14 protein-coding genes are annotated in these 13916 nt (G+C 61.4%); 2 read left to right on the top strand and 12 right to left on the bottom strand.

What is annotated here, in order from left to right:
• The first annotated feature begins 92 nt into the window (after window positions 1-92).
• Entirely contained in the window at window positions 93-818 is a 726-nt protein-coding gene (locus AWB64_RS25585; RefSeq protein ID WP_060858215.1) for an OmpW/AlkL family protein, read from the top strand.
• Between the two features lie 326 nt (window positions 819-1144).
• On the top strand, window positions 1145-1522 hold the full coding sequence (locus tag AWB64_RS25580; RefSeq protein ID WP_060858214.1) for an ElaB/YgaM/YqjD family protein: 378 nt from the start codon (window positions 1145-1147) through the stop codon (window positions 1520-1522).
• A gap of 83 nt (window positions 1523-1605) precedes the next feature.
• On the opposite strand, the gene ugpQ is transcribed toward AWB64_RS25580, so the two are convergent.
• The 12 genes from ugpQ to pilM all read right to left on the bottom strand — a co-directional run bounded on the left by ugpQ (window position 1606) and on the right by pilM (window position 13906).
• Complete coding sequence (ugpQ, locus tag AWB64_RS25575; protein WP_060858213.1) at window positions 1606-2349, bottom strand: glycerophosphodiester phosphodiesterase; 744 nt, start codon at window positions 2347-2349, stop codon at window positions 1606-1608.
• Between the two features lie 15 nt (window positions 2350-2364).
• Window positions 2365-3447 carry a sn-glycerol-3-phosphate import ATP-binding protein UgpC gene (locus AWB64_RS25570; protein WP_060858212.1) on the bottom strand — a complete coding sequence of 361 codons (1083 nt, stop codon included), beginning with the start codon at window positions 3445-3447 and terminating at the stop codon, window positions 2365-2367.
• Between the two features lie 55 nt (window positions 3448-3502).
• The gene (gene ugpE / locus AWB64_RS25565; RefSeq protein WP_060858211.1) at window positions 3503-4348 is read right to left on the bottom strand and encodes a sn-glycerol-3-phosphate ABC transporter permease UgpE; all 846 of its coding nucleotides are present in this window, start codon (window positions 4346-4348) and stop codon (window positions 3503-3505) included.
• The gene (gene ugpA / locus AWB64_RS25560) at window positions 4345-5229 is read right to left on the bottom strand and encodes a sn-glycerol-3-phosphate ABC transporter permease UgpA (protein WP_060858210.1); all 885 of its coding nucleotides are present in this window, start codon (window positions 5227-5229) and stop codon (window positions 4345-4347) included. The genes ugpE and ugpA overlap by 4 nt, the downstream gene beginning before the upstream one ends.
• Window positions 5230-5236: 7 nt before the next feature.
• Window positions 5237-6559: a sn-glycerol-3-phosphate ABC transporter substrate-binding protein UgpB gene (ugpB, locus tag AWB64_RS25555; RefSeq protein WP_060858209.1), complete on the bottom strand. Its 1323-nt coding sequence runs from the start codon at window positions 6557-6559 to the stop codon at window positions 5237-5239.
• A 77-nt stretch (window positions 6560-6636) separates the two neighbouring features.
• Window positions 6637-7863, bottom strand: coding sequence for a deoxyguanosinetriphosphate triphosphohydrolase (locus AWB64_RS25550; RefSeq protein ID WP_060858208.1), 1227 nt, complete (start codon window positions 7861-7863; stop codon window positions 6637-6639).
• A gap of 152 nt (window positions 7864-8015) precedes the next feature.
• Window positions 8016-9092, bottom strand: coding sequence for a 3-dehydroquinate synthase (gene aroB / locus AWB64_RS25545; RefSeq protein ID WP_208603317.1), 1077 nt, complete (start codon window positions 9090-9092; stop codon window positions 8016-8018).
• An 8-nt stretch (window positions 9093-9100) separates the two neighbouring features.
• Window positions 9101-9607 carry a shikimate kinase gene (locus AWB64_RS25540; protein WP_374728649.1) on the bottom strand — a complete coding sequence of 169 codons (507 nt, stop codon included), beginning with the start codon at window positions 9605-9607 and terminating at the stop codon, window positions 9101-9103.
• A gap of 174 nt (window positions 9608-9781) precedes the next feature.
• A complete protein-coding gene (locus AWB64_RS25535) occupies window positions 9782-11386 on the bottom strand; it encodes a type IV pilus secretin PilQ (RefSeq protein WP_060858205.1) in 1605 nt (534 codons plus the stop codon).
• Window positions 11383-12255 (bottom strand): type IV pilus inner membrane component PilO, encoded by an 873-nt coding sequence (locus tag AWB64_RS25530; RefSeq protein WP_060858204.1) that lies wholly within the window; start codon window positions 12253-12255, stop codon window positions 11383-11385. The genes AWB64_RS25535 and AWB64_RS25530 overlap by 4 nt, the downstream gene beginning before the upstream one ends.
• The gene (locus tag AWB64_RS25525; RefSeq protein ID WP_060858203.1) at window positions 12252-12941 is read right to left on the bottom strand and encodes a PilN family protein; all 690 of its coding nucleotides are present in this window, start codon (window positions 12939-12941) and stop codon (window positions 12252-12254) included. The genes AWB64_RS25530 and AWB64_RS25525 overlap by 4 nt, the downstream gene beginning before the upstream one ends.
• Window positions 12938-13906, bottom strand: coding sequence for a type IV pilus biogenesis protein PilM (pilM, locus tag AWB64_RS25520; RefSeq protein ID WP_060858202.1), 969 nt, complete (start codon window positions 13904-13906; stop codon window positions 12938-12940). Before pilM ends, AWB64_RS25525 begins: the two co-directional genes overlap by 4 nt.
• Window positions 13907-13916: the final 10 nt, after the last annotated feature.

Raw genomic sequence — 13916 nt, 5'->3', positions numbered from 1 at the left:
GGCAATCTTCTAGGGAAAACGCTTTGCGGCGAAACATGGTTTGTTTCAAATGTTCTGTTCATAATTAACGTGCTTTCTCGGAGGAGCACTCAATGACAATAAAACGGGTCGTCACGGGGGTTGCAGCATTTACCTGCATCACGGGCGCAGCGCACGCGCAATCGGCAAATACGTTCTACTTCACAACCGGCTGGCTTCACTTCGCGCCGATCTCCAGCAGCGGCCTGCTTAAGGAAACAAGCGTAGGCGGCTCGCCGGTTGGCATCGAAGTGCCCAATACGGGCGCTAACCTCTCGAACAGCGATACTGCAGGTTTAACCGCGGGCTACTTCATCACCGATCATATTTCCGGTGAATTCGTATTTGGCATTCCGCCCAAGTTCGACCTCAAGGGTGACAGGGGATTCTCACAGTACGGCACGCTTGGAACAGCCAAGCAATGGAGTCCAACATTTCTTCTGAAGTATTACTTCATGCAACCACAGGCCAAGTTGCGCCCTTATGTGGGCATTGGCGTGACACGCGTGTGGTTCAGCGACGCCAAGATCACCAATACCGCCTTTGAGACCAACGTGCTGCATGGTCCGACCGACGTATCCACCGATCGTTCCTGGGCTCCTGTGTTTAATGCCGGTCTCACCTATGCGTTCACGGACCACTGGTTCGCGGGCTTTTCACTCTCGTTCGTGCCGCTTCATGCAACGGCCAAGCTGACCACACAGGCGCAAACGCCAGTCGGACCTCTCACCGTGAAGTCCGAAGCCAAGCTCAAGCTGAACCCGATCGTGACGTATCTGAACGTGGGGTATCGGTTTTAGTCCCGGTTCCGATCTACGCGATCTGAACCGCCTTTACAGAGCGCAGCAAGAATCGAGCGCCGTCGCGGAAAAACCGCGGCGGCGCTTTTGTTTTCATCGGCTTGTAAAAATGACGCCAGATCGCGCCGCACGGGTCAGCTACGGCGCAGTTTCTACTTGCCCAACATCTTTTCGATTGATCAAACGCCTTGCGCAGCAAGGCGCGAGCATGCAATGTCGTGGATGGTTGCCGAACCGGCATCCAACTTGCTCACTTTCAGCGTTTCCGCGAACTTAATAAGTACATTCGCGGCCATCCACGACTCATCCATCGACGGAGCGATCCTATGAACGCATTTCCCAATACGCGAGACGCCATCGGAGATTCATGGAACTCCACCAGCCGGCGTGCGCGCCGGATTTCCCGCCACAGCAGCGACGCGGCGCAGGATATTGGCGGCGAACTTCGCACGCTGATTTCAGAAATCGAAGAAACATTGTCAGAAGGCACGTCGGCGGATGTCGCCGCGTTGCGCGCCCAGTTGGGCAAAACCGTGGACTCGGCGCGTGCCCGGCTGAACGACACGCAAGATGCAGTACGCGCCCGCGCCAATGCCGCGCTGGCCGATGCCGACACCTACATTCATGAAAAGCCGTGGCAGACCATTGCCCTGGTTGGCGGCCTGGCGCTGGTAGCAGGCGTGTTGCTGGCTCGCGCACGTTAAGACCGTCTGCTTGCGTGTATCGCGAAAAAGCGCACCGGAGTTATTCCGGCGCGCTTTTTTTATGGGCAGAGCCGCGTACGGAGTCAGTCGAGAAATCCAGCACCGATTACATCGATACGATCTGTGCAGATCGCATCCACGCCCCACTGGGCGAGTTCGCGGGCGCGGGCCGGATCGTTCACCGTGTACGCGAGAATTCGCAAGCCCGAGTCCTTGATCTCGCGAACCAGATCTTCGCTGAGCGTCGTGTGATCCGCATGCAGCGATACGCAAGACAACGCAGCCGTCTGCGCCCGCCAGTCGGACGGAATGACCTCGTAGAGCATGCCGCGTGGCAAATCAGGCGCGGTCTGGGCCGCGGCCTCGAGCGCCGCGTAAGAGAACGACGACAGCAACGGCGCGGGCCCGGCATCGGCCCATAATCGCGCCGCCTCCCGCGCGACCAGCACGCCGGTCTCCACGTCGCGCCCTTCACACGGTTTGATCTCGATATTCGCGGCAAGGCCATGCGAAAAACACCGCTCGGCGACCTGCACGAGCGTCGGCATGCGGGCGCCCTTGAAACGCGGATCAAACCACGTACCGGCGTCGAGCTTCTCGATTTCGTCGTAACGCATGGCTTTCGCTGGTCCCCGACCATCCGATGTCCGGTCGACCAGATCGTCGTGTAGCAAAAATACGACGTCATCAGCCGATAATTTCGCATCGAATTCGATCATTTTCAGGCCGAGCCGTGCGCCGGTATCGATTGCATCCAGCGTGTTTTCCGGCGCGATCTTGCCGCCGCCGCGATGCGCGACGATACGCGGATAAGGCCAGGTTTTCATGGTTCACGTCCCTTTCTAATTAACGCGCCGGCCGGTCTGCGGATCGAAGATATGGAGACGCTGCGCGGGCAGCGCCACTTCCAGCGCTTCGCCGCGCGCCGGTCGATGCTCATGCGGCAGACGCACCGCGACGTCGTACGCGCCCCAGCGTCCGTGCGCGAGATTGTCCGCGCCGAGGAGTTCGCAGGAATCCACAGTCAGCGTCGCGTGCGCGCCCGTCTGGTCCGGCAGCATATGTTCCGGTCGAATGCCCAGTGTCCACTCGCGGCCCTTCAGATCCTGCGTCAACGTGCGCATGCCCGCGATCGGCAAACGCGGACCGTTACCGGCGACATCGAAGGTGGAACCGTCATCCGACACGCGTCCGTCGATCAGATTCATGGCCGGCGAACCTATAAAGCTCGCCACGAAAACCGTCGCCGGACGCTCGTAGACTTCTGTTGGCGGCCCGATCTGCTCGGCATAGCCACGATTCATCACTATCACGCGCTGCGCCAGCGTCATGGCTTCGATCTGATCGTGCGTGACATACAGGCTCGTGGTTGCGAGCCGCGCGTGCAACCGCTGGATTTCCAGCCGCATTTGCACGCGCAGTTTGGCGTCGAGATTGGAGAGCGGTTCGTCGAAGAGAAACACAGCCGGCTCACGCACAATCGCGCGGCCCATTGCGACCCGCTGGCGTTGACCGCCCGACAATTCGCGCGGTTTTCTTTGCAGCAGCGGCTCGAGTTCCAGGATCTTCGCCGCGTTCTGCACGCGCCGGTCGATATCCGCCCGGCTCACGCCGCCGATCTTCAACGCGTACGCCATGTTCTGCGCGACGCTCATATGCGGATACAGCGCGTAGTTCTGGAACACCATCGCAATGTCGCGATCCTTCGGCTCGAGCTTGTTCACCACTTTCTCGCCGATGGAAATCGTCCCTTCGGACACGCTTTCGAGTCCCGCAACCATCCTCAGCAACGTGGACTTCCCACAGCCCGACGGACCGACCATCACGACGAATTCGCCGTCTGCAACTTCCACGTCAATGCCATGCAGAACGAACTGCTTGCCGTCGTAGGTTTTCCTGACGCCTTGAAGGCTTAGTGCGGCCATCGGCCCGCCTTCGTTTCAGTGCGCCCGACTTCGGAATTCATGGATTGAGTCCCCCTCATTTTTCTGAATCGACAAGACCACGCACGAACCAGCGCTGCATGGTCAGCACGACGGCGAGCGGCGGCAACATGGCGAGCAAGGTTGCGGTCATCACAAGATGCCACTCGGTGGCCGTGTCGCCCGACGCAATCATGCTCTTGATGCCGACGACCGCTGTTTGCATCGACTGGTCGCTGCTGATCAGGATGGGCCACAAATACTGGTTCCAGCCGTAGATGAACGTGATCACGAACAACGCGGCAATGTTCGTCTTGGAGAGCGGCAGCACCACGTCCCAAAGAAAACGCAACGCGCCGGCGCCGTCGATACGCGCCGCCTCCATGAGTTCGTCGGGCAGCGTCATGAAAAACTGGCGGAAAAGGAACGTCGCCGTCGCTGAAGCAATCAGCGGCAGCGTCAAACCCGCGTAGGTATTGCTCATGTGCATCGATGAAACGACTTGCACCGTCGGAAAAATCCGCACTTCCACGGGCAGCATCAGCGTGATGAAGATGAGCCAGAACGCGAGGTTCCGGAACGGAAAGCGGAAGAACACGATGGCATACGCGGACAGCATGGAGATGGCGATTTTTCCGAAGGAAATCACGAGCGCCATGATCAGGCTATTCATCAGCATGCGGCCGAACGGGCTGGCCGCACTGCCGCTCCCGTGCGTCCAGATGTGCGCGACGTTCTCGAACAGATGCGTGCTCGGCACGAGCGAGAGCGGCACGTTGAAGACTTCCGCTTCGCTCATGGTTGCGGCGCAGAACGCGATATACACCGGAAACACGACCAGCACCACGCCCACGATCAGCACCGCGTGGCAAAAGAGGTCGAAACCGCGACGGTTCTCGATCATGAGTACTGCACCCGGCGTTCAATAAAGCGGAATTGCACGATGGTCAGCGCCACCACGATCACCATCAGCACGACCGACTGCGCGCCGGAACTGCCAATGTCGAGCCCCTGGAAACCTTCGGCGAAAATCTTGTAGATCAGCGTCTTCGTGGATTGCGCGGGGCCGCCGCCGGTTGCGGCGTCGATGACCGGGAAGGTATCGAAGAAGGCGTAGACCACGTTCACGGTCAGCAGGAAGAAGCTGGTCGGCGACAGCAAAGGCAATGCGATCCCGAAAAAACGCCGCACGGGACCGGCGCCGTCGATGGCCGCCGCTTCGATCAGCGAGCGCGGAATGGCCTGCAGCCCGGCGTAGAAAAACAGGAAGTTGTAGCTCACCTGTTTCCACACGGACGCCAGCACGACAAGGAACATGGCCTGGGAACCGTTCAGCGCGTGGTTCCAGAAAATGCCGTACTTCGCGAGCGCGTAAGTCACCAGACCGATACTCGGATTGAACAAGAACGACCACAGCACGGCGGCAATCGCGGGCGCGACGGCGTACGGCCAGATCAACAGCGTCTGATACGTCCTCGCGCCGCGCGTCACGCGGTCGGCGCATGCGGCAAGCAGCAGCGAAATCACCAGCCCGGACACGGTGACGAGCGTGCAAAAGATGAGTGTTGTGTTGAACGAAGAGAGATACAGCGGATCAGTGAAGATCTGCTTGAAATTCGCCAACCCCACAAACTCGCTCGATGTCCCGAACGCGTCCTGCGTCTGCGTGGCCTGCCACAGCGCTTCACCGGCCGGCCACAGGAAAAAGAGCGCGGTGATCGCGAGTTGCGGCGCGACCAGCAGGTACGGCAGCAGGCTCGTATTGAACCGCGATCGTTTTTCCATGGCGCTCTTAGCTTCCCGCCTTTTCGAATCGGCGCAGCAGATCATTGCCACGCGACACGGACGAATCCAGCGCGTCCTTCGGCGTCTTCTTTTGCGCCCAGACCTGTTCGAGCTCTTCGTCGACGATCGTACGGATTTGCGGCATGTTGCCAAGACGCAAGCCCTTCGTGAACGGTAACGGCGGCTTGTTCAGCATCTGCTTGATGGCGGTATCGGCGCCGGGATTCTTTTCATAGAAGCCCTGCTTTTGCGTGAGTTCGTATGCAGCGGTGGTGACCGGCAGATAACCCGTGTCCTGATGCCATTTCGCCGCGACCGCCGGCGAAGTCAGATAGGCGAGGAACTTGGCGACGCCCTTGTACGTTGCGGCGTCCTTGCCCGACAAGACCCACAGGCTCGCGCCGCCGATGATCGCGTTCTGCGGTGCGCCCTTCACGCTTTCGTCGTACGGCATCATGCCCGTGCCGAAACTGAACTTCGCGTACTTCTTGATGTTGGCAAGCGACCCCGACGAGTTGGTCACAATGCCGCAATCGCCGCTATAGAACTTCGATACCGCTTCGTCCTTGCGGCCCACGTAAGTGAACGTGCCGTCCTTCGCCATGTTCTGCAGGAACTGGATGTGCGCGACTTGCAGGGGCTTGTTGAATTCGAGCACGGCGTCGGTGCCATCGAAACCATTGTTCTTCGATGCAAACGGCGCGCCATGCCAGGCGCTGTAGTTCTCGAGCTGAATCCAGCTTTGCCAGCCCGACGAGTAGCCGCAGAGGCCGGCCGCTTTCAGTTTCTTCGAATCGGCTTCGAGTTCGCCCCAGGTCTTCGGCGGATGCGTCGGATCAATACCGGCCTTCTTGAACGCGTCCTTGTTGTAGTACAGCACGGGCGTGGAGCTGTTGAACGGCATCGAAATCAGATGGCCCGTCTTGGCGTCGCTGTAATAGCTCGAAATGGTCGGCACGAAAGCCTTTTCGTCGAGCGGAACACCGGCTTGCTTGAAGACGTCCGAGACGGGAATCACGGCCTTCTTGGCCTGGATCATCGTGGCAGTGCCGACTTCATAGACTTGCAGGATGGCCGGCGCGTTGCCGCTGCGATACGCCGCAATCCCGGCCGCCAGCGTCTGGTCGTAGCTGCCCTTGAAGACCGGCACGATCTTGTAGTCGCTTTGCGATGCGTTGAAGTCGTTCGCGATGTCGTTCACGCGCTCGCCTAGCGCCGATTCCATTGCGTGCCAGAACTGGATTTCGGTTGCGGCCTGCGCGTGGCTTGCGCCAAATGCAAGCGCGGCGGCGAGGGAAATGGAGCTGACCAGCAGCTTGCGACTACTCATGAGTAACGTCTCCTTGAACCCGGGTGAAGTGTGCGTGGTTGCGTGCAAGCGGGGCGAAAACCCCGGAACGCGCGATTTTAGTTGTCGTCGATGACGAATAGACGTCCGTATTCCTTCAACGCGTAACGATCCGTCATGCCAGCAATGTAATGCGCGATCAGCCGCGCCTGCGTGGTGTTCCCGGCTGCGGCGGCGCTGTCGGTATCGTTCGCCGACTCTTCCGCAACCGGAGCGCGCGCCTGATAGTCCGGCGGCAGCAGACGCGGGTCGTCAATGAACGCCTTGAACAGGCCGCTCACCACGCGCCGCGCCTTGTTGGCCATGCGCATCACGCGGTAATGGCGGTACAGGTTCTTGTAGAGGAAACGCTTGAGTTCAGTGGCCTGCGCCGCGACAGCCGGGCCGTGCGCGACCAGCGCGGAGGCGTTGCGGACATCGTCGATAGACTGGGGATTGACCCGCGCCAGGTTCGCGCTTGTCGACTCGATCAGATCCACGATCAGCGCGTTGATGATCCGGCGAATAGTCTCGTGAATCAGCCTGCGACCTTCAATCTCGGGATATTCCCCGCGCGCGGCTTCGTAATGCGTTTGCCAGAGGGCGACGTCGGAAAGCTGGTCGAGCGTGATCAGGCCCGAACGCAGGCCGTCGTCGACATCGTGATTGTTGTAGGCAATTTCGTCGGCGACGTTCGCAATCTGCGCTTCTATCGACGGCTGTTTGCGGTTCAGAAAGCGTTCGCCCAGATCGCCGAGTTTCAGCGCGTTTTCACGCGAACAATGCTTGAGAATGCCTTCGCGTGTTTCGAAGCAGAGATTCAGGCCATCGAATGCGCCATAGTGTTCTTCGAGTTCGTCCACGACCACGAGGCTTTGCAGATTGTGCTCAAAGCCGCCATGCTCGCTCATGCATTCGTTCAACGCGTCCTGTCCGGCATGGCCGAACGGCGTATGGCCGAGATCGTGCGCGAGCGAAATCGCTTCCACCAGATCCTCGTTCACGCGCAGATTGCGAGCGACGGAACGCGCGATCTGCGCGACCTCCAGGCTGTGCGTCAGCCGCGTGCGGAACAGGTCGCCTTCGTGGTTCACGAAAACCTGCGTCTTGTATTCGAGCCGGCGAAATGCCGTCGAGTGAACGATGCGATCGCGGTCACGCTGGAATTCGGTGCGTGCAACGGGCGCTTTTTCTTCGAACCGCCGGCCGCGAGACTCAGCGGAATGCGCGGCATATGGCGCGAGATGCGCCTCGAGTGCGAATGACGTCGGCGTGATGCTGGAAACCTGAAATGTCTTGTCGCTCACCGGCTGCTCCGAATCATCTTCATGTAATGCGCGGCAATGGCTGCGCTTTCACGTAGCGGCAGCCATTGACCGGCCCGGCCTCTTGCCCTGTCGTTCGCTTTGCTCTCTTTTTATGCTTTGGTTTCTTTGTGAGACTTGTTCGGCGTAGCCGTTCAGATGCTGGCCGCGAGCGTCGCGCGCACGGCCTCGTCCGGAGCGCCGGTGATCTCGGTTTCGCCGAAGCGCTTGAGCAGGATGAACTTGATCTCGCCCGCTTCGGCCTTTTTGTCGACCTTCATCAAGTCGATATAGCGATCCTCGCCCAGCGCGGGCGCTTTGACCGGCAGTCTGGCGTCCGCAATCACGCGAGTCAGGCGCGCTCGCGATTTCTCGTCCAGCCTGCCGAGCCTCACAGAGAGGTCCGCGGCCATCACCATGCCCGTACCAACAGCCTCGCCATGCAGCCATTCGCCATATCCAAGCCCCGCTTCAATGGCGTGGCCGAACGTGTGTCCGAAGTTGAGAATGGCGCGCAGGCCGCCTTCGCGTTCGTCGGCGGCAACCACCGACGCCTTCACCTCACACGAGCGCTTGACCGCGTGGGCCAGCGCGGTTGCATCGCAGTCGTTCAGCGCGGGCGTGTTCGCCTCGATCCAGTCGAAGAACTCGCTGTCGGCAATCGCGCCCGTCTTGATCACTTCCGCGATGCCCGCCGCCAGCTCACGCAGCGGCAACGTCCGCAACACGCCGATATCCGCAATCACCGCTTGCGGCTGATAAAACGCGCCGATCATGTTCTTGCCAAGCGGATGGTTGATGCCGGTCTTGCCGCCCACCGAAGAATCAACCTGCGAAAGCAAGGTGGTCGGCACCTGGATAAACGGCACGCCGCGCATATAGCTGGCGGCGGCAAACCCGGTCATGTCGCCTATCACCCCGCCGCCCAGCGCAATCAGCGTGGTCTTGCGGTCGGCGCGCTCGGTCAGCAGCGCGGTGAAGATCTGGTTGAGCGTATCGAGATTCTTGTGCGCTTCGCCGTCGGGCAAAACAACTGTCGTGACTTTCTTGCCAAGTGGCGCGAGCGCGGCGCGCAGCGCGTCGCCATAAAGCGGATCGACGGTCGTATTGGTGACGATGGCAACCGATGACCCCGCAATATGCGGTGCATAGAGTTCCGTACGGCCAATCAGTCCTGCGCCGATATGGATGGGATAGGCGCGATCGCCCAGTTCAACGTTGACGGTAATCATGGCCGACATTATGACGTAGCCGGCTTGGCGATGCCGGCCATCTCCAGTTGCATCAACACCATGTTGACGAGGTTATTCACCGTCGGCCGCCCCGTTTCCACGATGAAATGCGCGCATTCCTGATACAGCGGATCGCGCGCCTTGTAGAGCGCTTCCAGCTTGCTGCGCGGGTCGTCCGTCTGCAGCAGGGGCCGGTTCTTGTCGCGGCGCGTGCGCTGCCAGAGCTCGTGCGGCGTCGCGCGCAAGTAGATCACCAGTCCGCGAGTCTTCAGATGATTTCGATTTTCTGGCCGGAGAATCGCGCCGCCGCCCGTCGCGAGCACGATATTCTCGCGCCGCGATAACTCGTCGATCACATCCGCTTCCCGCTGCCGGAACCCTTCCTCGCCCTCGACTTCCCAGATCACGGGAATGCGGGCGCCCGTGCGCGCCTCGATTTCGTGATCGGAATCGATGAAAGAACGCTGCAAACGGCGCGCGACCGCCCGCCCCACGGTGGTTTTGCCTGCTCCCATGAGTCCGACGAAAAATACGTTCGCGTTCGCTTGCCCGGCTTCCAACTCGCTTACCTTTGCATTGATTCCGGTCCCGATCCTGGTCCCGTTCGTGCGGGAGCTTAAGGGCAAAAGGCCCGCTTTGTCGAGTCGGGGAGCCTTGCCCAAGCGCTGCCAGTGGCTTGCCAGCAGCCTTCACAAGCGCGCCGGGACAATATGCGGAGTGATGAAAATGACCAGTTCGCTGCGCGAATTACGGCGCGCCGTATGACGAAAAAGCCAGCCCAATACAGGGATTTTACCGAGCAGCGGCACGCGGGTGACATCGTCGCGCTCGTCGCTGGAATATATTCCGCCAATTGCCACCGTGCCGCCGTCCTCCACCTCCACGCGGGTCTGCACATGTTTCGTGTTGATCGCGGGGCCGGCGGCGGTCTGCTCGCCAACGCTATCCTTCGATACATCCAGGTCCAGGATCACGTGTCCATGCGGCGTGATCTGAGGCTCGACCTCCAGTTTCAGCGCCGCGCGGCGGAACTGGACGCCCGAAACGCCGTTGCCGACCTTCGCCTGGTACGGCAATTCCGTGCCTTGCTCGACAATTGCCTTCACGCGATCCGCCGTGACTACCCGCGGGCTGGAGATAATCTGGCCGCGGCCCTCCGTTTCGAGCGCGCTCAGTTCGACGTTCAGCAGCCGCGTGGCCTGAGCGGCGAACAGCGTAAGGCCGGCTGTGGCTGCATCGAAACCGCCGACAGGCCGGGCGGACAAATCGAACACCGCGCCGTCCGTCCCCGCGACCAGGCCGCGCGCGGTGCCGTCGCCCGTGGGTGTCATCGAAAGTTTTACGCCGAGATTGCGCGAAAAACCGGTGTCGCCTTCCACGATCCGCGCCTCGATCATCACTTGCGGCGTCGGCTGGTCGATCCGCGCGATCAGCTCGGCAATCTGCGCCACCCGCGCTTCCAGGTCGGTGACGAACAACAGGTTCGTGCGGGCGTCGGCCATGACGGAACCCCGCTTCGATAACACCCGCTGGCTGCCCGAGCCGGTGAGAAGCTTCCTGACGTCGTCGGCGCGCGGGTAGCGCAGGACGAACGTGCGGCTGCCGAGCGGCTCGAGATCGGCGGCGCGCGCATGTGCTTCGTAGCGCAGGCGTTCGCGCGCCGCCAGTTCTGCCAGCGGGGCGACCCAGATCACGTCTCCGTGGCGCTCCATGGCAAGGCCGTGGACGTCGAGAAGCGTATCGAACGCGCGCCGCCACGGCACATCGACAAGGTTGATAGACACCTGTCCGCGAATCTTGTCGCTCGCCACGATGTTCACGCCTGAGAACTTCGCGAACGTCTGAAGCACCGCGCCGAGGTCCGCGTTTTTCAGGTTTAGCGAGATTGGCTTGCCGTCGTCGCCGGCCACGCCCGGACGGCCCGGCTCACTGCGGCTCATGCGCTCGACAGGCGGCAACGGCGTGGGCGGCCCTTCGAGCGGCGGGAGCGCATCCGTGGTTGCGGCGGGCTGGGGCGTTTTGGCCGGTGCAAGCCACGCGTTATCGTCTTCGGATGATTCGGCCGTCGCCTGAGGCAAAGCCTCCTCTGAGGTATCTTCCGCGAATTGATCGGTAGGAAGTGTCAGCGGAAGGTTTGCCGGCAAGGGCGGAAAGTTCGCTGGCAAAGGCGGAAGGGGCGCAATGGCGGCGCCCGCGCCCACGGCATGCAGCAACAGGAACGATGCGATGCTCCACGCCGCGGTCCGGCTGCGTATCGCTGGACCAGGTCGCGTCAGTAAGCGAGGGGAACTCATGGCCGATCCTCGACAAAACCAACTGTCCGCACAACGCCATCATCGCGACGCAACTCAATGGAACGCGCGCGCACGCCGCGAAGCCGCTCGTTGCCTACCATCTGACCTGGTGAAAATCCGTCGACTCCTGTAGCGGTTTCAACCATCGCCATTGAACGGCGTTGACTCAGCAACGTGCCGACAAGAAGCATTGCGCTTGCATCGCCGGTTGACGCGCCGTTTTTCACGCCGAACGGATCGATAGCGAATGCGTCCCGTCCCGACGGTTCCGGCCGTGCGACAGGCGGCAATCGCTCGAAGACGTGAAGCGTTGCGTCCATGCCGAGCGTATTCACGCCGAGCGTGCTCACGCCCGCCTCCGCTCCCCGCTTGATCTGCACATCGGCAGGAGCGACCAGGCGCGGCAATCCCTCGAGTGCGTCCATGAAGCGCCGGATCTCGCCGAACGATCCTTCCGCGCGAAACCGCAGCGGCCGCTCGGTCTCGATTCCCTCGCCCTTTTGCAACGATGGTTCTATTGTCCCGATACGCAATCCGCTTTGAGCGGCGAGCGCGGTGATCTCATGAAGCGCGTCGGCAACGGTCCAGCGCGACGGCGGCGCCTCATGGCCCAACCGTGCACGCATTGCGGGCAACTGCGCGGCCACTGCGCGTGCGTGCTCCAGCCGCCGCCGTGCGTCGTCGAGCGCCGAACGGCTGGCTTGCACGCCGCTCAAATCGGACGAACGCCATAGCCATGCACCCGAAGCAAATGCGAGAGCGGCAACAACAACGCCCGTAACTGCAATCCGATAACTGCTCCAGACATCGAGAGGCTCGGCTAGCAGCCCGAAAAGGTTCGCGGGTTTAAGTGCGTGTGAAGGGTTCATCGCGTGGCGCTCCAGGCGGGAGTGGCCGAGGGCTTGCCCACTTTTAGCTGCTTCGCACTTTTTGCATTGCCAGCCCCCTCAGCCCATCGAACGACAGCGACAAAGTCATAACCACCAGATTTATCTTGAGCCGCGACCGAAACCGCCCGTACGCTTTTTGCTGACATAGGCCGCAGCAAAGATACCCGCCGATGCATTTCAACAATCTCGACGGCCCGCACGCCCGGAACGTTTTCAAGCGCCTTGAGCCATGTCGCGGCCGCGTGGGAATCCGGTGCGCTTGCGGCAAGCTCCACCTCACTCGCGCGTTGTGATACGCGCTGCAAACCGATATTCCCCTCTGATGCCCCGTGCGCCAGCGCATCCAGCAAACCAAGGAATCGCGCGCGCGGCTCGGCAATCGGCGCCGCCGCGCTTTGCTCGCGCCGCCGCAACGCCTGCTGCTCGACAAGCCTGGCGTGCTCGGCGACGGACGAGTTCAACCCGGCGAGAGCACGGTCGAGCGCGCCACGCTGTTCGTCGATACGAACGCGCGCCAGCGCATCCCACCCGGCCAGCGCACCGGCCGCAGCACATCCTGCAACGCTCGCGCCGGCGAGCAGCGCCAACGCGCGATTACGCGCACGACGCCGCGCACCTGGCCGATACGGCAGCAGGTTAAAAGCATGCAATCCGACCGCGCTCATGACGTCACCTCACGCAGCGCAAGTCCCAGCGCAACGGCGAACAAGGGCGAGTGCGCGAGGCGTTCATCCACGCGTTGCGCGCCGTTGCAAAACGGCGCGCATTCGAACGGCATGACCGGGCAACCGAAGGCAATCGTGAGCATTTGTGCCGACACACCCGCCCGATGCAGCAGCTCGATATCTCCAGCTATATAAATCCAGTGCACGCACGGCCCTTTGCCAATGAGATCCGTCAACGCCTCGATTGCACTCGAATATTCCGGCGACGGATAACGCAACTCGTTCTCCACGCCGTCCTCGCCGACAATCCACGCATGCAATCCCGAACTCTCGATCCAGCATGCGACGAACCGCTCATCCCGATTGATCTCGATAGCGGCCGAATAACACAACGCGCGCAACGCGGCGACCGGCTCGCCGTCAATAGCGCTCAGCACAATGTCAGCGCCAGCGGCAGCCTCCACGCGCGATTCCACATATTGCCGGCCTGTGGCCGCTATGGACACTTCGGTGGTCCCGTCATTGCGCTCATGGATCGACCAGTCAACAGACAGCGCCCCGCGCTCGATACCCGCAATGCGCTCAGCCTCGGCCAGCACCGCCGGTTCGAGCAAACCTCGCGGATCGCGGCCAGGCTTCTGCCTCTCGCTCGACAGCTTTTCCAGTGGCACGCGCGTGGTGAGCGTGGCCGATGCCGGCACGGCCATGGCACAACGCAGCGAGCGCAGCGCGCCACGCGCCGGCAGCCGCGAAAACGCTTCGCGCAAGGCTGCAGAAATCGCCGCGCGATCGATGAAATCACCGCAGACAACCGCGCCCTTCGGCAACAGGACCTCTTCCAGCCGTTCGACACAAACCGGGCGATGCGCGTGCATTCGCTTGCTGACCACGGCTAATCGCACCGCCCGCTCGCTTACATCGATTCCGGCCGCGAACCGCCGGTTTACTGTCAAAACCGTACCCATGCTCTACCTC

This window comes from Caballeronia sordidicola (assembly GCF_001544455.2).
In the GTDB taxonomy this organism is placed as follows: domain Bacteria; phylum Pseudomonadota; class Gammaproteobacteria; order Burkholderiales; family Burkholderiaceae; genus Caballeronia; species Caballeronia sordidicola.
The sequence above is the reverse complement of the archived record's forward strand: the minus strand, read 5'-3'. Positions and strand labels throughout refer to the sequence as shown.

Excerpts from the sequence above, each read along its gene's own strand:
- AWB64_RS25585 (WP_060858215.1), top strand. The coding sequence starts at position 93 with ATGACAATAAAACGGGTCGTCACGGGGGTTGCAGCATTTACCTGCATC.
- AWB64_RS25580 (WP_060858214.1), top strand. The coding sequence starts at position 1,145 with ATGAACGCATTTCCCAATACGCGAGACGCCATCGGAGATTCATGGAAC.
- ugpQ (WP_060858213.1), bottom strand. The coding sequence starts at position 2,349 with ATGAAAACCTGGCCTTATCCGCGTATCGTCGCGCATCGCGGCGGCGGC.
- AWB64_RS25570 (WP_060858212.1), bottom strand. The coding sequence starts at position 3,447 with ATGGCCGCACTAAGCCTTCAAGGCGTCAGGAAAACCTACGACGGCAAG.
- ugpE (WP_060858211.1), bottom strand. The coding sequence starts at position 4,348 with ATGATCGAGAACCGTCGCGGTTTCGACCTCTTTTGCCACGCGGTGCTG.
- ugpA (WP_060858210.1), bottom strand. The coding sequence starts at position 5,229 with ATGGAAAAACGATCGCGGTTCAATACGAGCCTGCTGCCGTACCTGCTG.
- ugpB (WP_060858209.1), bottom strand. The coding sequence starts at position 6,559 with ATGAGTAGTCGCAAGCTGCTGGTCAGCTCCATTTCCCTCGCCGCCGCG.
- aroB (WP_208603317.1), bottom strand. The coding sequence starts at position 9,092 with ATGATTACCGTCAACGTTGAACTGGGCGATCGCGCCTATCCCATCCAT.
- AWB64_RS25540 (WP_374728649.1), bottom strand. The coding sequence starts at position 9,607 with ATGGGAGCAGGCAAAACCACCGTGGGGCGGGCGGTCGCGCGCCGTTTG.
- AWB64_RS25535 (WP_060858205.1), bottom strand. The coding sequence starts at position 11,386 with ATGAGTTCCCCTCGCTTACTGACGCGACCTGGTCCAGCGATACGCAGC.
- AWB64_RS25530 (WP_060858204.1), bottom strand. The coding sequence starts at position 12,255 with ATGAACCCTTCACACGCACTTAAACCCGCGAACCTTTTCGGGCTGCTA.
- AWB64_RS25525 (WP_060858203.1), bottom strand. The coding sequence starts at position 12,941 with ATGAGCGCGGTCGGATTGCATGCTTTTAACCTGCTGCCGTATCGGCCA.
- pilM (WP_060858202.1), bottom strand. The coding sequence starts at position 13,906 with ATGGGTACGGTTTTGACAGTAAACCGGCGGTTCGCGGCCGGAATCGAT.